Here is a 20,638-nt window from a genome sequence, read left to right on the forward strand (position 1 = left end):
ACCGAGTGGTTCGATCTCCTCTTGATATGTGCGAAGGAAGGGATTATGTCAATCGTCAACTGAACCGATCGGTTCGATCCGGATTGCATTCCCTATCCAGCTGGTGATCACGATGACTGCTTCTTCAAACACAGGCTCCCTGCGCCTCGTTGCGGCCGAGGATGCTACCGCGCAACAGGGCACTGCCGAGCGGGTGGAGGCCCGCACCGATGCGCCTGTGGCCGAGAAGCCCTCGTCCGCGCAGCCGGTCGGGGCGGATGCCAGGGGCGGCAGCGAGCAGCCGAAGAAAAAGAAGCGCAATCCGGTACTGCCTGTCCTGCTGATCGCACTCCTCGCCGGCGGCGGCTGGTACGGTTACAACTGGTGGACCGACGGACGCTTCCTCGTCTCGACGGATGACGCCTATGTCGAGGGCGATATCGCCGTCATCTCGCCGAAGGTGTCCGGCTATGTGGAAAAGGTCAACGTGGTGGAAAACCAGACGGTCAAGGCGGGCGATCCGCTGGTGACTCTGGACCAGGGCGACTACCAGATCGCCTATGATCAGGCGCTGGCCAATGTGGAAAGCGCCAGGCTTGCCGTCCTGCGCATCGATGCACAGATTGCCGGTGGCGAGGCCAGCCTGAAACAGTCCCAGGCCCAGCTCGGCGCGCTGCAGGCGGCGCTGCGCGGTGCGGAAATCACCCAGCGTCGCGCCAGCGAACTGGCCGCCAAGAATGTCGGCACCACGGCAGAACTCGACAATGCGCAGATCGCACTCGAACAGGCGCAGGCCAACCTGAAGGCCGGCGAGGCGGCGGTCACCTCCGCCCAGGCCAATATCGACCTTCTGAAGGCGCAGCGCAACGAGGCGGTCAATACCGTTCGCCTGCAGGAGCTGGCCGTTCAGCAGGCCAAGCGCGATCTCGATTTCACCGTGCTGAAGGCGCCCTATGACGGCACGATCGGCAACCTGTCCGTCCAGACCGGCGATCTGGTATCGAGCGGCAAGCGGCTCGCCTCGCTCGTTCCGCTGAGCGACCTCTACATCGAGGCGAACTACAAGGAGACGCAGATCGGCCATATCGTGCCGGGCTCCAAGGTTCGCATTCATGTGGACGCCTTTGACGACGAAACCGTGATGGGCACCGTCCAGTCGATTGCCCCGGCCTCCGGCGCCGTCTTCTCGCTGCTGCCGCCGGAAAATGCCACCGGCAACTTCACCAAGGTGGTGCAGCGCGTTCCGGTGCGCATCGCCATCCCGAAGGAGGAACTGCAGAAGGGCCACCTGCGCGCCGGCCTCAGCGTGGTGACCGAGGTCGATACCCGCACGGCGCCGAACAATTAAGATCCGCGACGGCCGCCGCTCCTGACGGGGCGGCGCCTCAGCCGCGCGAAGGAGTACAGCCATGGCCGCCACGACTGCCACGGCGGGCGCCATTCCCGCCGATCCCCCGATGGACAGACGCAAGCTGATCGCGTTCTTCGCGATGGTGGTCGGCATGTTCATGTCCATTCTCGACATCCAGATCGTGTCGGCCTCGCTGTCGGAAATCCAGGCCGGCCTTTCCGCCGGCTCCGACGAGGTGGCCTGGGTCCAGACCTCCTACCTGATCGCCGAGGTCATCATGATCCCGCTGTCGGGCACGCTGGCGCGCATCCTTTCGACCCGGGTGCTGTTCACCGTCTGCGCGGCCGGCTTCACGCTGTCCTCGGCACTCTGCGCCACGGCGACCAATATCGAGCAGATGATCATCTACCGCGCGCTGCAGGGCTTCATCGGCGGCGGCATGATCCCCTCCGTCTTCGCCGCGGCCTTCACCATCTTTCCGCCGTCCAAGCGCTCGGTGGTATCGCCGATCATCGGCCTCATCGCCACGCTGGCGCCGACCATCGGCCCGACCGTCGGCGGCTATCTCAGCAATGCCTTTTCCTGGCACTGGCTGTTTCTGGTCAATATCGTGCCCGGGATCATCGTCACCGTGCTGGCCTGGACCTTCATCAACTTCGACAAGCCGCAGCATGAGCTGATGAAGCGGTTCGACTGGCTGGGGCTTGCCTCCATGGCCGTCTTCCTCGGGTCGCTCGAATATGTGCTGGAAGAGGGCAACAGCAAGGACTGGTTCAGCGACGAGCACATCGTCGCCGGTGCCGTGGCCATGACCGTTGGTGCGGTGATCTTCTTCTGGCGTGCCTTCCGGGTGGATTTCCCGGTGGTCGACCTCAAGGCCTTCACCAACCGCAATTTCGCCTTCGGCTCGCTGTTCTCCTTCATCATGGGTGTGGGCCTCTACGGTCTCACCTATATCTATCCGCTCTATCTCGCCCGCATTCGCGGCTATGATGCGCTGATGATCGGCGAGACGATGTTCGTCTCGGGTCTCGCGATGTTCTTCACCGCGCCGGTGGCCGGCTTCCTGTCGAACAAGCTCGATCCGCGCGTGATGATGGCGATCGGCTTCTTCGGCTTCGCGCTCGGCACCTATATGGTGACGGGACTGACGGCGGACTGGGATTTCTACGAGCTGCTGGTTCCGCAGATCCTGCGCGGCTGCTCGCTGATGCTGTGCATGGTGCCGATCAACAACGTGGCGCTCGGCACCCTGCCGCCGCAGCGCATCCAGAACGCCTCCGGCCTTTACAACCTCACCCGAAACCTCGGTGGCGCCGTGGGCCTTGCCATCATCAACACCATGCTGACCCAGCGGGCCGACGAGCATTATGCGAGGCTTTCCGAGCATGTGAACTACGGCAACCCGGCAGCACTCGACTGGCTGAGCAATGTCGAGGCCAATTACAATGCCTATGGCATCGATGGCACCACGGCGGCACTCAGCAAGCTGTCCGGCATCGTCACGCAGCAGGCAACCGTCATGTCCTTCATCGACGTCTTCATGGCCCTGACCGTGCTGTTTGCCTCGCTGATCCTGCTGGTCATGCTGATTTCCAAGCCGCGTGCGGCTGCGCCTGCCGGAGGTGGCCACTAACCCCTATCCCTTCTCGCATCCCCCCGCCAATCCACCGCCGAGAAGGGTTTGGGCCGTCGCGCAAGCGGCGGCCCTTTTTTCTGCCTCCGTCGCGATTTCTGATTTACGTACCTCAGAAGTCGCGCTATGTCTCCCGGCGGAGGAGACATGAAGCCAACCGTCCATGACATCGCAGCCCATGCGGGCGTCAGCCTGGCAACCGTCGACCGGGTGCTGAACGGGCGCGCGGGCGTGCGGCCGGTGACCCGCCAGAAGGTGGAGGCGGCCATCGAGGCACTTGGCTTCGTGCGTGACGTGGCGGCCGCCAATCTCGCCAAGGGGCGCGTCTACAGCTTCGTCTTCATCCTGCCCGCCAACGACAATTCCTTCATGCAGAACCTTCGGGCCGAGGTTCGGGCCGCTGCCGAAAGGGGGCTGCGCGAGCGCATGTCGCTTGCCACCCAAGATGTTCCGGCCTTCGACGTTGGCGCTCTCGTGGCGGCTCTGGAGAGGGCGGAGCGGGAGAGGCCGGATGGCGTCGCCTTCGTCGCCATCGATGCACCGGAGGTTCGCGCCGCGGCGGACAGGCTGATGGAGCAGGGCATCGCCGTGGTGACCCTCGTCTCCGATCTCAGCGGTTCGCGGCGCGTGCATTTCGCCGGCATCGACAATATCGCGGCCGGGCGCACGGCGGGAACGCTGCTGGGCCGCTTTCTCGGCAGCCGGCCGGGGCCGGTTCTGCCGCTTGCCGGCTCGCTGATGGTGCGCGACCACCGGGAGCGCCTGGAAGGGTTCGGCGCCGTGATGGCGCAGCAGTTTGCCGCCCGCCGCATCCTGCCCGTTCGGGAAGGGCGCGACGATCCGGCCGAGACCGGCCGGCTGGTGGAGGAGGCGCTTCGCGCGCATCCGGATCTCGCCGGCATCTACAGCGCCGGTGCCGGCAATCGCGGCCTCATTCGGGCGCTGGAAGCGCAAGGGGCAGGCCCGCGTCCCGTCGTCATCGTGCACGAACTGACCGGCGCCACCCGCGAGGCCCTGTCGCGCGAGCGGATCGATTGCGTGCTGAACCAGGATGCCGGCCATGAGGTGCGCAGTGCCATCCGCGTGCTGAAGGCCGAAGCCGATGGCTCGGCGGTGGTTGCGGCCCAGGAGCGCATTCGTATCGACATCTTCTTGAAGGACAATCTGCCCTGAACAACAGGGCAGCAAAGGAGGAAACCTGATGTATCTCGGTCTCGATCTCGGCACGTCCGGCGTCAAAGCCATGCTGATCGACGGCGACCAGCGCGTTATCGGCTCGGCCACCGGCAGTCTCGATGTCTCGCGTCCGCATCCCGGCTGGTCGGAACAGGATCCGGCCCACTGGATCGCGGCGACTGAGGAAGCGGTGGCGGCGCTGAAGGCGGCGCATCCCGCAGCACTCGCCGCCGTGCGTGGCATCGGCCTGTCCGGTCACATGCATGGCGCCACCCTCATCGATGCGGACGACAAGGTGCTACGCCCCTGCATCCTCTGGAACGACACCCGCTCCTTCGCGGAAGCCGCGGTACTCGATGCCGATCCGCGCTTCCGGGCGCTGACCGGCAATATCGTTTTCCCCGGCTTCACCGCGCCGAAGCTCGTCTGGGTAAAGCACAACGAGCCGGACATCTTTGCCCGCGTCGCCAAGGTTCTGCTGCCCAAGGATTACCTTCGGCTCTGGCTGTCCGGCGAGCACATTTCCGAAATGTCCGATTCCGCCGGCACCAGCTGGCTGGATACCGGCAAGCGCGCCTGGTCGCCGGAGCTACTCGCAGCGACCGATCTCGATGAAGGCCAGATGCCGCATCTGGTGGAAGGCACCGAGCAGGCCGGCACGCTGCGCGCCGAACTGGCTGCGGCCTGGGGCATGCAGCAGGGGGTCGTCATTGCCGGCGGTGCCGGCGACAACGCAGCCTCGGCCTGCGGCATGGGCACGGTGGCCGAAGGCCAGGCCTTCGTCTCGCTCGGCACGTCCGGCGTGCTGTTTGCCGCCAACGGTTCCTATCTGCCGAAGCCGGAAAGTGCCGTGCACGCCTTCTGCCACGCGCTGCCCGGCACCTGGCACCAGATGGGTGTCATCCTGTCTGCCACCGATGCCTTGAACTGGCATGCGCGGGTGACGGGCCGCTCGGCCGGCGACCTTGCCGCAGAGGTGGGCGACCATCTGAAGGCGCCGACGGGCGTCACCTTCCTGCCCTACCTCTCCGGCGAGCGCACGCCGCACAATGATGCAAAAATCCGTGGCGCCTTCATCGGGCTCGGCCATGAAACCGGTCGTGCAGAGCTGACGCAGGCGGTGATGGAAGGCGTGACCTTTGCCATCCGGGACAGTCTGGAAGCGCTGAAATCCGCTGGCACCAGCATCGGACGGGTGACGGCAATCGGCGGCGGTTCGCGTTCGCGCTACTGGCTGGCCTCGATTGCCACCGCGCTCGGCCTTCCCGTCGACATTCCGGCCGATGGCGATTTCGGTGCAGCCTTTGGCGCGGCCCGTCTCGGGCTGATTGCCGCGACCGGCGCCGATCCGCTTGCCGTCTGCACTGCGCCGCAGACGGCGGAGACGGTGGAGCCGGTCTCTGCGCTGACATCGGCGTATGACACCGCCTACCACCGCTACCGGGCGCTCTATCCGGCGATCCGGGGGATTTGAAGGAGGCGCGCCCCCCTCATCCGCCTGCCGGCACCTTCTCCCCGCGGGGGAGAAGGGACAAGCGGCACGCGCCGGCATTGCCCTCTCCCCTCTGGGAGAGGGCAGGGTGAGGGAGCCTCATCCGCACACTGTTCGAAGACAATACACCAACCAAGGAGGACGACCCATGTCGACAGGCTTTTTCGGCGATATCCAGAAGATCAAGTATGAAGGCGAAGGCAGCACCAATCCGCTCGCCTTCCGCCACTACAACCCGGATGAAGTGGTGCTCGGCAAGCGGATGGAAGACCATCTGCGCTTTGCCATTGCCTACTGGCACACCTTCGTCTGGCCGGGCACCGACCCGTTCGGCGGCAACACGTTTGAGCGTCCGTGGTTCAAGGACACGATGGACGCCGCCAAGCTGAAGGCCGACGTGGCCTTCGAATTCTTCCAGCTGCTCGGCACGCCCTATTACTGCTTCCACGATGCCGATGTGCGTCCGGAAGGCGCGAATTTCGCGGAAAACACGAAGAACCTCAACGAGATCGTCGATTACTTCGCCGAAAAGCAGGCGGCCACCGGCGTGAAGCTCCTGTGGGGCACGGCGAACATGTTCTCGCATCGCCGCTACATGTCGGGTGCGGCGACCAATCCGGATCCGGATGTGTTTGCCTTTGCTGCGGCGACCGTGAAGACCTGCATCGATGCGACGCAGCGTCTGGGCGGCGAGAACTACGTGCTGTGGGGCGGCCGCGAGGGCTACGAGACCCTGCTCAACACCGATCTCAAGAAGGAAATGGACCAGATGGGCCGCTTCCTGAACCTTGTGGTCGAATACAAGCACAAGATCGGCTTCAAGGGCGCGATCCTGATCGAGCCGAAGCCGCAGGAGCCGTCCAAGCACCAGTATGACTATGACGTCGCAACCGTCTACGGCTTCCTGAAGAACTACGGCCTCGAGAAGGAAGTGAAGGTCAACATTGAACAGGGTCATGCGATCCTGGCCGGCCACTCCTTCGAGCACGAACTGGCGCTGGCCAATGCGCTTGGCATCTTCGGTTCGATCGACATGAACCGCAACGACTACCAGTCCGGCTGGGATACCGACCAGTTCCCGAACAACGTGCCGGAAATGGCGCTCGCCTATTACCAGGTGCTCGCCGGCGGCGGCTTCACGACGGGCGGCACGAACTTCGATGCCAAACTGCGCCGTCAGTCGCTCGATCCGGAAGACCTGCTGATCGGCCATATCGGCGGCATGGATTGCTGCGCGCGTGGTCTGAAGGCCGCGGCGAAGATGATCGAGGACAAGGCCCTGTCCGGCCCGCTGTCTGCCCGTTATGCCGGCTGGGACAAGCCCGAGAACCAGGCCATGCTGCGCGGCGAGGAAAGCCTCGATGCGATTGCGGCCCGCGTGGAAAGCCAGAACATCAACCCGCAGCCGAAGTCCGGCAAGCAGGAGCTTCTGGAAAACGTGGTCAACCGCTACGTCTGATGAAGAACCGGTCGGGGTGGGCCTGCCTCACCTCGACCGCATCGCCGAGGTGACGGAACCGCGCACGATCAGATCCGGCATGATGAGGATCTCTTCCGTGCCGGCACCTGGCTCCGCGAGTTGTTTGAGAAGAAGCGCCATGGCCTGCCGGCCGATCGCCGAGCGTGGCTGGCGCACGGTGGTGAGCGGCGGGTTGAGATAGGTCGCCTGCGCCACGTCGTCGAAGCCGATGACGGAAAAGTCGCGGGGCAGATCATAGCCGCGCGCCGCAAGGCCGTTGATCACGCCGATGGCGGTCGCGTCATTGACGCACATGAAGGCGCTCGGCAGTGTATCGCGCATGAACAGCTGCTCGACGGCAAGCCGGCCGCTTTCGACCGAGCCTTCGCCTTCGATCACGATCCGCTTTTCGGGCGGGATCCGGGCGGCATCGAGCGCCAGATCATAACCCTTGCGGCGGCGCACATGGCCGAGCTTCGTTCGGGAATCGCCGATGAAGGCGATGGAGCGGTGACCGGAGGCGAGCAGATACTCTGCCGCCTTGCGGGCGCCGGCGGTATCATCCACGCCGACATAGGACACGCGCGCGCCAAACACCGGTTCGAACACCGCAACCGTCGGCGGCAGGCGCTGGGACAGTTCCTGGTGGCCGAACGGCTCGTGGCCGGTGAACAGCACGAGGCCCGCCGCCTGGTTGGAGTTGAGAAACTTCAGATAGTCGAGCCCCCGTTCGGGATCGTTCTGGGTATGGCCGATCAGCACGCCATAGCCATGGGCGCGCGCCTCGTTCTCGATGCCGATCAGGATGGAGGAGAAGTTCGGGTCGCCGATATCGGGCGCCAGCACCAGGATCATGTTGGAGCGGCCCATGCGCAGCGAGCGCGCCATGGCGTTCGTGGTGTAGCCGGTAATCGCGATCGCCTGGTTCACGCGCTGCCGCGTCGATTTCGCCACCTTGTCCGGCGTGTGGATGGCGCGGCTGACGGTCGCGATCGAGACCTCCGCGAGGCGGGCAACGTCTTCGATCGTGGCAGGCGCTGCATTGGACAAGGGTCGCAATCCGGTTTCGGCATCTCTGCGAATGGCTTGAAGCGATCCGGCCCGCGTCGCAACAGGCAAGTGCGGAACGGACCGCATAATCCCCAATGATTGGATCATGTAAACCTTTACATCGCTCATGTAAAGGTTTACATACTGCTGCCATGCGGTTGAGGAGCCGCTGGGAGGAACGCATGACGACCACTGGGGAGGGGGCGCAGACGCCGGTGCTTTCGGCTGAGCGCGTGTCGAAGAGCTTTGGCGAGGTCCAGGTTCTGTTCAGCGTCGATTTCGACGTGATGCCCGGCGAGGTGCATGCGCTGGTCGGCGAAAACGGCGCCGGCAAGTCGACGCTGGTCAAGATCCTGTCCGGCTTCGAAAGCCCGAGTTCCGGGCGGCTGCTGCTGGATGGCGAACCGGTTTCGCTGCCGGCCAATGGCGACGCGGAAGCCCTCGGCATCATCCTCATTCACCAGGAATTCAATCTTGCCGAACATCTGACCGTTGCCGAGAGCCTCTTCCTCGGCCGTGAGGTCACCCGCTTCGGCATTCTGGACCGCCGCTTCATGCGGGCGGAAACCCGCCGCATCCTTGACATGCTGGGCTCGCATGTGGACGAGGATGCACTGATCGGCACGCTCGCGGTCGCCGACAAGCAGATGGTGGAAATCGCCAAGGCGATCAGCCGCGAGGCGCGTGTGATCTTCATGGATGAGCCGACCGCGGTGCTTTCGCGTGAAGAGACGGACATCCTGTTCGATCAGGTACGCAAGCTGCGCGCCGCCGGCACCAGCTTCGTCTTCGTGACCCACAAGCTGAACGAGGTCATGGAGCTTAGCGACCGCGTGACCGTGCTGCGCGACGGGCAGTGGATCAAGACGGCGCCGACCTCGCTCCTTGATAGCGATTCCATCGCCCAGTTGATGGTTGGACGCGAACTCTCCAGCCTTTACCCCGCCAAGCAGGAGCCGGACGTGGACGAGGATGTCGTTCTATCCGTGCGCGGGCTTTCCACCTCCTATGTGAAGGATGTCAGCTTCGAGTTGCGCAAGGGCGAGGTGCTGGGCTTTTCCGGCCTGATCGGCTCCGGCCGCACGGAGATCATGGAGGCAATTACCGGTCTGCGGCCACGGCTTGCCGGCGATGTGCTGGTGCATGGCGCGCCGCTTGCCCCCGAGGATTTCCGCGAGGCGGTGCGCCGCGGCCTTGCCTACATGACCAAGGATCGCAAGGGGCGCGGCCTGCTGCTGGACGAGGGCATGACACCCAATCTGACGCTGCAGTCGCTGGAGCGGCATGTGCGCTTCGGCTATCTCGATCCGGCGCGTGAGCGCGAGGCGATGGCGCGTGCGAAGCGCCGTTTCGATATCCGCGTGCGCGACGACCGGGTGCGGGTCGGGCGCATGTCCGGCGGCAACCAGCAGAAGCTGATGCTGGCCAAGGTGATGGAGACGGGACCTAAGATCATCATCATCGATGAGCCGACGCGCGGCATCGATGTCGGCACCAAGCAGCAGATCTATCATTTCATCGCAGCCCTTGCCCGCGAAGGATGTTCCGTCATCGTCGTCTCCTCGGAAATGCCCGAGGTGATTGGCCTGTGCACCCGCGTTGCGGTGATGCGCGAGGGGCATCTGGTCGGCATGCTGGAAGGCGACGACATCAACGAACAGACCATCATGCGCTATGCGGCGGGCCTGAAGAGGCAGGCCGCCGTCTGAGGCGCGGCAATGGCAGACACGGCATGGCAGGGAAGGCGGCAACAGACCGCGGGGAGGACAGATTTGGCCATGAGCATCCATTCGGGCAGTGAAGGCGCCACCACCATCCGCCGGCGCAGCTGGCGCGATGTCGATCTGCGCGCGGTCGCACCCTTTGCGGCGCTGGCGCTGCTGATTGTGATCGGCGCGCTGGTCAATCCCAATTTCATCAGCATCACCAACCTTGCCAATGTGGCGACCCGCTCGGCCTTCATCGCAATCATTGCCGTCGGTGCGACCTTCGTCATCTCGGCGGGCGATCTGGATCTCTCCGTGGGATCGATGGTGGCCTTCGTTGCCAGCCTGATGATCCTGTTCATGAATTCCGGCGTGATTGCCGATCCGGCGCTGATGCTGGCTGCCGCCATGGGGTTGACGGTGGTGATCGGCTCGCTCTGCGGCCTGGCGAACGGCCTCATCACCACGGTCGGGCGCATCGAACCCTTCATCGCCACACTCGGCACGATGGGCATCTATCGCGGGCTGACCACATGGCTGTCGCAGGGCGGCGCGATTACGCTTCGCTCCGCCGAGCAGCAGGCGCTCTACCGGCCGGCCTATTTCGGTTCCGTTCTCGGCCTGCCGGTGCCGATCCTCGTCATCCTGATCGTCACCGCCATTGCCGCCTTCATTCTCTATCGCACCCGCTACGGCCGGCATGTCACGGCGGTCGGCTCCAGCCGTGACGTGGCGCGCTATTCGGGCATCGCCGTCAACCGCGTGCGCACCGTCGCCTTCATCATCCAGGGGCTTTGCGTGGCAATCGCCGTGCTGCTCTACGTGCCGCGCCTCGGCTCCACCTCGGCCACCACCGGCATTCTGTGGGAGTTGCAGGCGATCACCGCCGTCGTGGTCGGCGGAACGGCGCTGAAAGGGGGCGCGGGGCGTGTCTGGGGCACCATCTGCGGCGCCTTCATCCTCGAACTGGTCGGCAACATCATGCTGCTGTCCAACTTCATCAGCGAATATCTGATCGGGGCGATCCAGGGCTCGATCATCATCATTGCCATGCTCGTGCAGCGTTCGCTGACGCGCAGGGCCTGATCGGGTTCCGGGCGTGTCATGGGGGCGCCCGGTTCCGTCTGCCTCAATTCCCCGTCTTCTGGGAGGAAGAACATGCACAAGACAATTCTCGGCCTGGCGCTTGCCCTCGCGGCGATCGCCGGAACGGCGCAGGCTGCCGATACGAAGACCATCGGCGTCTCCATTCCGGCGGCCGATCATGGCTGGACGGCGGGTGTCGTCTATCATGCCAACCGCGTGGCGCAGCTTCTGATGAAGGAGCATCCGGGCCTCAAGGTCATCGTCAAGACCTCGCCGGACCCGGCGACCCAGGCAAACGCGCTGCAGGATCTGGAAATCCAGGGCATCGACGCCCTCGTCATCCTGCCGACCGATCCGGATCCGCTGGTCAATGCCATCAAGGAGGTGAAGGGCAAGGGCACGTTCGTCTCGATCGTCGACCGCGCGCCGTCTTCCAACGACAATTCCGTGCGCGATCTCTATGTCGCGGGCAACAATCCGGCGCTGGGCGAAGTGGCCGGCGAATACATCAAGGCGAATTCGCCGGAGGCGCAGGTCGTGGTCATCCGCGGTCTGCCGATCCCGATCGACCAGCAGCGCCAGGACGGCTTCGACAAGGCGATTGCCGGTTCCAAGGTCAAGGTCCTCGACCGCCAGTTCGGCAACTGGAACCGCGACGATGCCTTCAAGGTGATGCAGGACTTCCTGACCAAATATCCGAAGATCGACGTGGTCTGGTGTCAGGATGACGACATGGCGGTCGGCGTCCTGCAGGCCATCGAGCAGGCCAAGCGCACCGACATCAAATATGTCATCGGCGGCGCCGGCTCGAAGGACATGATCAAGAAGGTGATGGACGGCGACAAGATGATCCCGGTCGACGTGCTCTATCCGCCGTCGATGGTCGGTACCGCCATGCAACTGACGGCAGCCGCCATCTACGACCAGATCCCGGTCCACGGCACCTACACGCTGGATGCGACGCTCGTGACGAAGGACAACGCCAAGAACTACTATTTCCCGGATTCGCCCTTCTGATTTTCCGCTCTACCTCAGGCAGGAGGTCTCGCCCGCACCACGCCGGGCGGGACCGCTGCGAAGCCGTTTTTCTCCTGCGCCGATCCCAAGCGGCGCAATGACACACCAATGTGCAGTTGTTTCCCGACACAAAGTCGGGTAGCCGTTACTGCAACGTTACAGGAATTCTCAGGGAGGAGATATTCATGAAGACGATCAAGGGTCCCGCCATCTTCCTCGGCCAGTTCGCCGGCGATGCCGCGCCGTTCAATTCCTGGGACGGGATCACCCGATGGGCGGCGGACAAGGGCTATATCGGCGTGCAGGTGCCGACCTGGGCCGGCCAGCTGTTCGATCTGAAGAAGGCTTCCGAATCCAAGGATTACTGCGACGAGTTCGCCGGCGTCGCGCGCGAAAACGGCATCGCGATCACCGAGCTCTCCACCCATCTGCAGGGCCAGCTGGTGGCGGTGCATCCGGCCTATGACGAAGCCTTCGACGGCTTTGCTGCTCCCGAAGTGCGTGGCAATCCGAAGGCACGGCAGGCTTGGGCCGTCGAGCAGGTGAAGATGGCGCTGAAAGCCTCGCGCCATCTCGGCATTGCGGCGCACGCCACCTTCTCCGGCGCACTCGCATGGCCCTACATCTATCCCTGGCCGCAGCGTCCGGCGGGTCTTGTCGAAACCGCCTTCGATGAACTGGCAAAGCGCTGGCAGCCGATCCTCGATTTCGCAGACGAGCAGGGCGTGGACGTGTGCTACGAGATCCATCCCGGTGAGGACCTGCATGACGGCGTGACCTTCGAGATGTTTTTGGAGCGGGTTAAGAACCACCCGCGCGCCAACATGCTCTACGATCCTTCGCACTACGTGCTGCAGTGCCTGGATTATCTGGACAACATCGACATCTACAAGGACCGCATCAAGATGTTCCACGTCAAGGATGCGGAGTTCAATCCGACCGGGCGGCAGGGCGTCTATGGCGGTTATCAGGGCTGGGTCAACCGTGCCGGCCGCTTCCGTTCCCTGGGCGACGGCCAGGTGGATTTCGGCGCCGTCTTCTCCAAGCTGACGGCCAATGATTTCGATGGCTGGGCCGTGGTTGAATGGGAATGCGCGCTGAAGAATTCCGAGGATGGTGCCGCCGAAGGCGCCGAATTCGTCAAGGCGCACATCATCCGGGTTACCGATAAGGCGTTCGACGATTTCGCCGCCGGCGGCACGGACGAGGCTGCAAACCGGCGGATGCTGGGGCTGTAACGAATACGAAGACCCCGCCCCACCCCCCTCCCCGCAAGGGGGAGGGGCTTAACCCGGTCGCTGCCAGTGCGATTGCCAGAGACGGTGCCGCCTGATCTCTCCCCCCTTGTGGGGGAGATGGCGGCAGCCAGAGGGGGAATTTGCGCACATATATCGAGGAGGAGACATTTCATGACCATCGAAGCCAGCAAATCGGAACTGCGCGCGGCGAAAATCCGCCTCGGCATGGTGGGCGGCGGGCAGGGCGCCTTTATCGGCGCCGTCCACCGCATGGCGGCCCGGCTGGATGATCATTACGATCTCGTGGCGGGGGCCCTGTCATCGACGCCGGAAAAGGCGCACGCCTCGGCGCGGGATCTCGGGCTCGACCTCTCCCGCTCCTATGGCTCCTTTGCGGAGATGGCGGAAAAGGAAGCGGCCCGGCCGGACGGCATCGAAGCCGTCTCCATCGTCACGCCGAACCATGTGCATTACGCTGCGGCAAAAGCCTTTCTGGAACGCGGAATCCACGTGATCTGCGACAAGCCGCTCACCTCCAATCTGGAGGATGCGAAGAAGCTGAAAGAGGTGGCGGACAAGGCCAACGCCCTGTTCATTCTCACCCACAATTACACCGGTTATCCGATGGTGCGTCACGCCCGCGAACTGGTGCAGGCAGGCGAACTGGGTGATATCCGGCTGGTGCAGATGGAATATCCGCAGGACTGGCTGGCCGAACCGGTGGAGCAGACCGGTGCCAAGCAGGCGGTGTGGCGCACGGACCCGGCGCAATCCGGCGTTGGCGGCTCGACGGGCGACATCGGCACGCATGCCTATAATCTCGGCTCGTTTATCTCGGGCCTCGAACTTGATGAACTGGCCGCCGACGTCCACACCTTTGTCGAAGGCCGTCGGCTGGATGACAATGCGCATGTGATGCTGCGCTTCAAGGCCAAGGATGGCGCAATGCCTGCGAAGGGTCTCCTCTGGTGCAGCCAGGTGGCGACCGGCAACGAGAACGGCCTGAAGGTGCGCATCTACGGGACCCGCGCCGGCATTGAGTGGACGCAGGCCGATCCGAACTATCTCTGGTTCACAAAGCTCGGCGAACCGAAGCAGTTGATCACCCGCGCCGGTGCCGGGGCAGGGGCGGCCGCAGCCCGTGTCACCCGCATTCCGAGCGGCCATCCGGAAGGTTATCTCGAAGCCTTTGCCACCATCTATTCGGAGGCCGCCGCCGCCATTCTGGCCCGGCGAAACGGCACGCCGCTCGATCCGGTCGTCACCTATCCGACGGTCGATGACGGGGTGAAGGGCGTTGCCTTCGTCACGGCCTGCATCGAAAGCGGCCGGCAGAACGGCGCCTGGGTGAAGGTCTAGGACGCGCGCAGACGGCGCGGCCCGCTTGCCTGACGCAAGGCGGGCCGCATGTTCCCTCACTGCAACGTTGCAGCTTTTCTGGCGACACCGTCTTTCCGGCAGCCGGCGATTGTTCTAAATCCTGCATGGAATTTTTGCGGGCGCCGGGGGGCGTCATCCATCCATTGATTGAAGGGACGCCAGATGATCGATCCGAAGACCCTTGCCGAGCGCTTTCCGGGCGATTTCCTGTTCGGCGTCGCCACCGCCGCCTTCCAGATCGAGGGTGCCTCGAAAGCCGATGGCCGCAAGCCGTCGATCTGGGACGCATTTTCCAACATGCCGGGCCGCGTCTTCGGCCGGCATAATGGCGATGTCGCCTGCGATCACTACAACCGGCTGGAGGAGGATCTTGATCTCATCAAGGAGATGGGCGTCGAGGGCTACCGTTTCTCCATAGCCTGGCCGCGCATCATTCCGGAGGGCGTCGGGCGCATCAACGAGCCGGGGCTCGATTTCTACGACCGCCTGGTCGACGGCTGCAAGGCGCGCGGCATCAAGACCTTTGCCACGCTTTACCACTGGGATCTGCCGCTCTCGCTGATGGGAGACGGCGGCTGGACGGCGCGTTCCACCGCCTATGCCTTCCAGCGCTATGCGAAAGTGGTGATGGCGCGTCTCGGCGATCGGCTCGATGCGGTCGCGACCTTCAACGAGCCCTGGTGCTCGGTCTGGCTCTCGCATCTCTACGGCGTGCATGCGCCGGGCGAGCGCAACATGCAGGCGGCTCTGCACGCCATGCACCATACCAACCTCGCGCACGGGCTGGCGGTCGAGGCGATACGCCACGTGGCCCCCACGGTGCCGGTCGGGCTGGTGCTGAACGCCCATGCCGTCGTGGCGGGCTCCGACAGCGCCGAAGACAAGGCGGCGGCGCAACGCGCCTTCGATTTCCACAACGGTGCCTTCTTCGATCCCGTCTTCAAGGGCCAGTATCCGCAAAGCCTGCTGTCGGCGCTGGGCGAGCAGATGCCGGCGGTGGAAGAGGGCGACCTTGCCATCATCAGCCAGAAGCTCGACTGGTGGGGCCTCAACTACTATACGCCGATGCGCGTTGCAGACGATCCGGCCGAAGGTGCGGAATTCCCGGCAACGGTACCCGCTCCCTTCGTCAATCCGGAAAAGACCGATATCGGCTGGGAGATCTATCCCTCGGCCATGGGCGATCTGGTTGCCGATCTCTACCGGCGCTATGACCTGCCGCCGATGTACATCACCGAAAACGGCGCCTGCTACAACATGGACCTGGTGGATGGCGCCGTCGATGATCAGCCGCGCCTCGATTACTATGCAGAGCACCTGGCGGTGGCCGCTGATCTGATCCGCGACGGCTATCCGCTGAAGGGTTATTTCGCCTGGAGCCTGATGGACAATTTCGAGTGGGCGGAAGGCTATCGCATGCGCTTCGGCCTCGTGCATGTGGATTACGATACCCAGCAGCGCACCATCAAGAAGAGCGGCCAGTGGTATCGCGACCTTGCGCTTCAGTTCCCGAGGGGCAACCACAAATCCGCTTGAGCATGATGGCGCGGCATGGAATTTTAGCAAAGCTGCGATAAGTCCGTTGCGAAGGCTGAAAGGAGCAATCGCGATGGCATGTGCGGGATGTCGGGAAGGACAGGCGTTCGAGATCCCATTCTCGATGGCCTTTCAGCCGATCGTCGACCTCAAGGAGCGACGGGTCTTTGCGCACGAGGCGCTGGTGCGCGGTCCCTCGGGCGAGGCCGCCGGCAGCATTCTTGCGCGGGTGACCGAGGAGAACCGCTATGCCTTCGACCAGCAGTGCCGGGTGCGTGCCATCGAGCTTGCCGCTCGCCTGTCCCCGGCCGCCGGTCGCGAGAGCCTTTCGATCAACTTCATGCCCAATGCCGTCTATGAGCCGCGCGCCTGTATCCGCCTTACGCTGCAGACGGCGGAGAAGGTCGGCTTTCCGGCCGATCGCATCATCTTCGAGTTCACCGAAAGCGAACAGATCGATACCGATCATCTGCTCAACATTCTCGGCACCTACCGTTCCATCGGCTTTCGTACCGCCATCGATGATTTCGGCGCCGGCCATGCCGGGCTCAATCTTCTGGCCCGCTTCCAGCCGGATATCGTCAAGCTCGACATGGACCTGATCCGCGAGATCGACCGGGACCGCTCCAAGCGTGTCGTCGTGCGCCACACGCTGGCCATGCTGGAGGAGTTCGGCATTGCGCCGGTCTGCGAAGGGGTTGAAACCCTAGGCGAACTGGCGGTGCTTCGCGATTTCGGCGTGAACCTCGTGCAAGGCTATGCGCTGGCCCGTCCGGCCTTCGAAGCCTTTGCGGATCCCGCCTTTCCTGCCGCTTGAGCGGCGGGCCGTGGCGCTCCTTCTGTCGGCGGTTACCTTTCGGTGCCCTCTTGTGCCCGCATGGAAGCTCTTTATCTAGACATGGCCAACCGGGGCCTGGCGTCCTCACCCTCCCATCGAGGGCGCGCCCTCACGTCAAGTCGGAAAGTGAAGAGATCATGCTTCTCGAAAAGCTCAACTGGCGCTACGCCACCAAGAAGATGGATCCGTCGAAGACGGTGTCCGAAGACAAGGTCGAACGCATCGTCGAGGCCGCCCGTCTGGCGCCTACCTCCAGCGGCTTGCAGCCCTTCGAAGTCATCGTCGTGACCAACGATGACGTGCGGGCGAAGATCCGCGAGGTCGCCTGGAACCAGGCACAGATCACCGAGGGGTCGCATCTGTTGGTCTTCGCCGCCTGGGACAACTACACGGTCGAGCGCATCAACACGATGTTCGACCTTGTCAACAAGGAGCGCAATTTCACCAGCGAGGGCTGGGAAAACTACCGCCAGATGCTGCTCAACACCTATCCGCCCCGCGACGCCGAGGTGAATTTCGAGCATGCCGCCCGCCAGGCCTACATCGCTTTCGGCATGTCGATTGCCCAGGCGGCCTTCGAAGGCGTCGATGCGACCCCGATGGAAGGTTTCGAGCCGGCCAAGGTGGACGAGATCCTCGGTCTTCGCGCCCGCGGCCTGCGTTCCGTCACGCTGCTGCCGCTCGGCTATCGCCAGCCGGACGGCGACTGGCTGGTGAACCTGAAGAAGGTCCGCCGCGCGCAGGAAGACTTCGTCTCCACCGTCCGCTAAGTCGCTGCGGTGCTGCGTCGCAGGCGATGCAGCACCGTCCCGCAAGGTTTTTCCAGTAATTTTGCATATCTGGAATTTTGTTTCTCGGATTCCCGTTGCGGCGGTGCGATAAGCAGAGCGTCATCAACGTGCGGGCAGGCTCATGTCCCGCCCGTGAAAAGAGGGAAGTGTCAGGGATGTTGAAACGGCGTCTGATGCGTCGAATGTGTCGCTCGATCTGAACCGAGCCACGCCCTGATCTTGCCGCGTCGCGGCACCACCAACGAGTTTTCCCATGCTGTCCATTCCCGACACCCCGTCGCAGGCCGGCGACGCCGTGCCAGACGTGTCTTCCATACCGTCCGCGCCTCCGGCCATGGTCGCCTTCGAGCGCGTGACGAAACGTTTTGCCGATCGCGGTGGTGAGGGCGCGTTCACCGCCCTTGCCGGCATTGACTACACCGTGCCGAAAGGCGCCATCACCGGCATCATCGGTCGTTCGGGGGCGGGCAAATCCACGCTGATCCGTCTCGTCAACGGGCTCGAACGGCCGACCTCCGGCAAGGTTCTGGTGGATGGTGTCGATGTCGGCGCGCTGCCGGAGCGCGGCCTTCGCGATCTGCGCCGCCAGGTGGGCATGATCTTCCAGCACTTCAACCTTCTTGCGTCGCGCACCGTGTTCGACAATGTGGCGCTGCCGCTGGAAATTGCCGGCGTTCCGGCCAAGGTAATCCGCGCCCGCGTCGCCCCGTTGCTCGACCTCGTCGGTCTTGCCGACAAGGCAAGCCGCTATCCGGCCGAACTTTCCGGCGGGCAGAAGCAGCGCGTCGGCATTGCGCGTGCGCTTGCCACTGAACCGAAACTGCTGCTGTCGGACGAGGCCACCTCGGCGCTCGACCCGGAAACCACGCAGTCGATCCTCGATCTCATCCGTCGCATCAACCGCGAACTCGACCTGACCGTCCTGCTCATCACGCACGAAATGGAAGTGGTGAAGGCGATCGCGTCGGAGGTGGCGGTGATCGACAAGGGCCTGATCGTGGAGGCCGGCCGCACCTTCGACGTCTTCACCCGTCCGCGCCATGACACGACGCGGGCGCTGCTGTCCGGCCTGCTCGGAACGAAGCTGCCCGAGGCCATTGCCCGCCGCCTGAGGCCGGAGCCCGTGCCGGGCGGACGCATCTACACACGGCTCACCTTCTTCGGCGCCACCGCCGAGCAGCCGCTGATCGCGCGCCTGATGAGCGAACTCGGCGCTGAGGTGAACATCATCACCGGCACCATCGACGAGATTGCCGGCGAACCTTACGGCTCGCTGGTGGTGTCCTATCCCGCCGACCCGGCGATCATTGCCCGCGCCGACGCCTTCTATGGCGAGACCGGCCTTTTCACGGAGGTGCTTGGCCATGGCGCCTGATATGCTGCTTGCCCTTCTGTGGAAGGCACTCGTCCAGACGGTTCAGATGGTGGCGGTTGCCGGCTTCATCGGCACGCTGATCGGCCTTCCCATCGGCGTCTTCCTGGCGACCAGCGGCCGTGGCGAGCTTTTTGCCGCGCCGCTCGTCAATCGCATCGTCGGTCTCGTCGTCAATGCCACGCGCTCGACGCCCTTCATCATTCTGGTGGTGGCCATCATTCCCTTCACGCGGCTGATCGCCGGCACCTCGATCGGCACGAATGCCGCCATCGTGCCGCTGACGATCGCGACCATCCCCTTCGTCGCGCGCCTCATCGAGGCGGCCATCCGCGAGGTGGATGGCGGGCTGATCGAGGCGGCCCGCGCCATGGGTGCCAGCCGCTGGCAGATCGTTACCAAGGTGCTCGTCGCCGAAGCCAGACCCGGCATCACGCTTGCCCTCACGCTCACCCTCGTCAGCCTGATCGGCTACTCGGCCATGGTCGGTGCCGTCGGCGGCGGCGGGCTCGGCGATCTCGGCATCCGCTACGGCTACCAGCGCTTCATGCCGGACGTGATGCTGGCCGTCGTCGTCGTGCTGATCCTTCTGGTGCAGGCGGTGCAGAGCGCCGGCGATGCACTTGCCCGGCGGTTCGACAAGCGCGGCCGTAAAAACTGACCCACTCCCTGTCATCATCATCAATCGCCTAGGAGAAACATCCATGAAGACGATCATTCTCGCGGCCTCGCTTGCCGCGCTTCTGTCGGCCGGCGCCGCTTTCGCTGAGACCATCAAGATCGGCGTCACCCCCGGTCCGCACGCCCAGATCATGGAAGAGGTCAAGAAGGTTGCCGCCGGCAAGGGACTCGATCTCGAAATCCTCGAATTCTCGGATTATGTGGTGCCGAACCAGGCGCTGGCCGATGGCGACCTGCAGGCCAATTCCTTCCAGCACCAGCCCTATCTGGACAATCAGGTGAAGGATCGCGGCTTCGACCTCGTCAGCGTCGGCCAGACCGTCAACTTCCCGATGGGCGTCTACTCCAAAAAGGTGAAGAGCCTCGATGAACTGAAGGACGGCGCCTCGATTGCCATTCCGAACGATCCGACCAATGGTGGCCGCGCACTTCTCATCCTCGCCGACAAGGGGCTGATCAAGCTGCGCGACGGTGCCGGTCTCAAGGTTTCGCCGGCCGACGTGGTTGAAAACCCGAAGAACATCTCCTTCGCGGAACTCGATGCCGCCCAGCTGCCGCGCGCGTTGGATGACGTGGATGCCTCGGTCATCAACACCAACTACGCTCTGGAGGCGGGCCTTGATCCGGCCAGGGATCCGATTGCCCGAGAAGGCGAAAAGGCTCCCTATATCAACGTGATCGCCGTTCGCGCCGCCGACAAGGATGCGCCCTGGGTCAAGACGCTTGTCGAATCCTATCACAGCAATGACGTGAAGGATTTCGTGGCCACCAAGTTCAAGGGAGCGGTGATCGCAGCCTGGTGATTTGCGGATAGACTATGAGGAGTGGCCCTTTTCCTGCGGGGAAAGGG

At 63.9% G+C, this 20,638-nt stretch carries 17 protein-coding genes; 16 read left to right on the forward strand and 1 reads right to left on the reverse strand.

The window, feature by feature from the left end; genetic code table 11:
- The first annotated feature begins 112 nt into the window (after nt 1-112).
- From KLP42_RS04770 to xylA, 5 genes are all read left to right on the forward strand, one after another.
- Nucleotides 113-1,327: an HlyD family secretion protein gene (locus KLP42_RS04770; protein ID WP_215565048.1), complete on the forward strand. Its 1,215-nt coding sequence runs from the start codon at nt 113-115 to the stop codon at nt 1,325-1,327.
- Between the two features lie 61 nt (nt 1,328-1,388).
- The gene (locus KLP42_RS04775; RefSeq protein WP_215565049.1) at nt 1,389-2,966 is read left to right on the forward strand and encodes a DHA2 family efflux MFS transporter permease subunit; all 1,578 of its coding nucleotides are present in this window, start codon (nt 1,389-1,391) and stop codon (nt 2,964-2,966) included.
- A gap of 147 nt (nt 2,967-3,113) precedes the next feature.
- Entirely contained in the window at nt 3,114-4,139 is a 1,026-nt protein-coding gene (locus KLP42_RS04780) for a LacI family DNA-binding transcriptional regulator (protein ID WP_215565050.1), read from the forward strand.
- Nucleotides 4,140-4,167: 28 nt separating this feature from the next.
- A complete protein-coding gene (xylB, locus tag KLP42_RS04785; protein ID WP_215565051.1) occupies nt 4,168-5,616 on the forward strand; it encodes a xylulokinase in 1,449 nt (482 codons plus the stop codon).
- 166 nt (nt 5,617-5,782) lie between these two features.
- On the forward strand, nt 5,783-7,093 hold the full coding sequence (xylA, locus tag KLP42_RS04790; protein ID WP_215565052.1) for a xylose isomerase: 1,311 nt from the start codon (nt 5,783-5,785) through the stop codon (nt 7,091-7,093).
- Nucleotides 7,094-7,120: 27 nt separating this feature from the next.
- On the opposite strand, the gene KLP42_RS04795 is transcribed toward xylA, so the two are convergent.
- Complete coding sequence (locus KLP42_RS04795) at nt 7,121-8,143, reverse strand: LacI family DNA-binding transcriptional regulator (RefSeq protein ID WP_215565053.1); 1,023 nt, start codon at nt 8,141-8,143, stop codon at nt 7,121-7,123.
- A 182-nt stretch (nt 8,144-8,325) separates the two neighbouring features.
- Between KLP42_RS04795 and KLP42_RS04800 the strand changes: the two genes are divergently transcribed.
- From KLP42_RS04800 to KLP42_RS04850, 11 genes are all read left to right on the forward strand, one after another.
- Nucleotides 8,326-9,852, forward strand: coding sequence for a sugar ABC transporter ATP-binding protein (locus tag KLP42_RS04800; protein ID WP_215565054.1), 1,527 nt, complete (start codon nt 8,326-8,328; stop codon nt 9,850-9,852).
- 69 nt (nt 9,853-9,921) lie between these two features.
- Entirely contained in the window at nt 9,922-10,935 is a 1,014-nt protein-coding gene (locus KLP42_RS04805; RefSeq protein WP_215565055.1) for an ABC transporter permease, read from the forward strand.
- A gap of 72 nt (nt 10,936-11,007) precedes the next feature.
- Entirely contained in the window at nt 11,008-11,952 is a 945-nt protein-coding gene (locus KLP42_RS04810; RefSeq protein WP_215565056.1) for a substrate-binding domain-containing protein, read from the forward strand.
- A 185-nt stretch (nt 11,953-12,137) separates the two neighbouring features.
- Nucleotides 12,138-13,190 (forward strand): sugar phosphate isomerase/epimerase family protein, encoded by a 1,053-nt coding sequence (locus tag KLP42_RS04815; protein ID WP_215565057.1) that lies wholly within the window; start codon nt 12,138-12,140, stop codon nt 13,188-13,190.
- Nucleotides 13,191-13,361: 171 nt separating this feature from the next.
- Nucleotides 13,362-14,549, forward strand: a complete 1,188-nt coding sequence (locus KLP42_RS04820; RefSeq protein WP_215565058.1) for a Gfo/Idh/MocA family protein — start codon at nt 13,362-13,364, stop codon at nt 14,547-14,549.
- A 183-nt stretch (nt 14,550-14,732) separates the two neighbouring features.
- Nucleotides 14,733-16,106 (forward strand): GH1 family beta-glucosidase, encoded by a 1,374-nt coding sequence (locus tag KLP42_RS04825; protein ID WP_215565059.1) that lies wholly within the window; start codon nt 14,733-14,735, stop codon nt 16,104-16,106.
- Nucleotides 16,107-16,230: 124 nt separating this feature from the next.
- Nucleotides 16,231-16,923, forward strand: a complete 693-nt coding sequence (locus tag KLP42_RS04830) for an EAL domain-containing protein (protein WP_252192765.1) — start codon at nt 16,231-16,233, stop codon at nt 16,921-16,923.
- Nucleotides 16,924-17,081: 158 nt separating this feature from the next.
- Nucleotides 17,082-17,714: an NAD(P)H-dependent oxidoreductase gene (locus KLP42_RS04835; RefSeq protein WP_215565061.1), complete on the forward strand. Its 633-nt coding sequence runs from the start codon at nt 17,082-17,084 to the stop codon at nt 17,712-17,714.
- Nucleotides 17,715-17,991: 277 nt separating this feature from the next.
- The gene (locus KLP42_RS04840; protein WP_502941273.1) at nt 17,992-19,110 is read left to right on the forward strand and encodes a methionine ABC transporter ATP-binding protein; all 1,119 of its coding nucleotides are present in this window, start codon (nt 17,992-17,994) and stop codon (nt 19,108-19,110) included.
- Nucleotides 19,100-19,768 carry a methionine ABC transporter permease gene (locus KLP42_RS04845; RefSeq protein ID WP_215565062.1) on the forward strand — a complete coding sequence of 223 codons (669 nt, stop codon included), beginning with the start codon at nt 19,100-19,102 and terminating at the stop codon, nt 19,766-19,768. Before KLP42_RS04840 ends, KLP42_RS04845 begins: the two co-directional genes overlap by 11 nt.
- 43 nt (nt 19,769-19,811) lie before the next feature.
- Nucleotides 19,812-20,591 carry a MetQ/NlpA family ABC transporter substrate-binding protein gene (locus KLP42_RS04850; RefSeq protein WP_215565063.1) on the forward strand — a complete coding sequence of 260 codons (780 nt, stop codon included), beginning with the start codon at nt 19,812-19,814 and terminating at the stop codon, nt 20,589-20,591.
- The last annotated feature ends 47 nt before the right edge of the window (nt 20,592-20,638 follow it).

This window comes from Rhizobium sp. CSW-27 (genome assembly GCF_018760785.1).
Lineage (GTDB): Bacteria > Pseudomonadota > Alphaproteobacteria > Rhizobiales > Rhizobiaceae > Neorhizobium.

What these genes read in the sequence shown, in the direction of transcription:
- KLP42_RS04850 (WP_215565063.1), top strand. Translation starts at nt 19,812, where the DNA reads ATGAAGACGATCATTCTCGCGGCCTCGCTTGCCGCGCTTCTGTCGGCC.
- KLP42_RS04825 (WP_215565059.1), top strand. Translation starts at nt 14,733, where the DNA reads ATGATCGATCCGAAGACCCTTGCCGAGCGCTTTCCGGGCGATTTCCTG.
- KLP42_RS04775 (WP_215565049.1), top strand. Translation starts at nt 1,389, where the DNA reads ATGGCCGCCACGACTGCCACGGCGGGCGCCATTCCCGCCGATCCCCCG.
- KLP42_RS04805 (WP_215565055.1), top strand. Translation starts at nt 9,922, where the DNA reads ATGAGCATCCATTCGGGCAGTGAAGGCGCCACCACCATCCGCCGGCGC.
- KLP42_RS04810 (WP_215565056.1), top strand. Translation starts at nt 11,008, where the DNA reads ATGCACAAGACAATTCTCGGCCTGGCGCTTGCCCTCGCGGCGATCGCC.
- KLP42_RS04780 (WP_215565050.1), top strand. Translation starts at nt 3,114, where the DNA reads ATGAAGCCAACCGTCCATGACATCGCAGCCCATGCGGGCGTCAGCCTG.
- KLP42_RS04820 (WP_215565058.1), top strand. Translation starts at nt 13,362, where the DNA reads ATGACCATCGAAGCCAGCAAATCGGAACTGCGCGCGGCGAAAATCCGC.
- KLP42_RS04800 (WP_215565054.1), top strand. Translation starts at nt 8,326, where the DNA reads ATGACGACCACTGGGGAGGGGGCGCAGACGCCGGTGCTTTCGGCTGAG.
- KLP42_RS04845 (WP_215565062.1), top strand. Translation starts at nt 19,100, where the DNA reads ATGGCGCCTGATATGCTGCTTGCCCTTCTGTGGAAGGCACTCGTCCAG.
- xylA (WP_215565052.1), top strand. Translation starts at nt 5,783, where the DNA reads ATGTCGACAGGCTTTTTCGGCGATATCCAGAAGATCAAGTATGAAGGC.
- KLP42_RS04835 (WP_215565061.1), top strand. Translation starts at nt 17,082, where the DNA reads ATGCTTCTCGAAAAGCTCAACTGGCGCTACGCCACCAAGAAGATGGAT.
- KLP42_RS04830 (WP_252192765.1), top strand. Translation starts at nt 16,231, where the DNA reads ATGGCCTTTCAGCCGATCGTCGACCTCAAGGAGCGACGGGTCTTTGCG.
- KLP42_RS04815 (WP_215565057.1), top strand. Translation starts at nt 12,138, where the DNA reads ATGAAGACGATCAAGGGTCCCGCCATCTTCCTCGGCCAGTTCGCCGGC.
- xylB (WP_215565051.1), top strand. Translation starts at nt 4,168, where the DNA reads ATGTATCTCGGTCTCGATCTCGGCACGTCCGGCGTCAAAGCCATGCTG.
- KLP42_RS04770 (WP_215565048.1), top strand. Translation starts at nt 113, where the DNA reads ATGACTGCTTCTTCAAACACAGGCTCCCTGCGCCTCGTTGCGGCCGAG.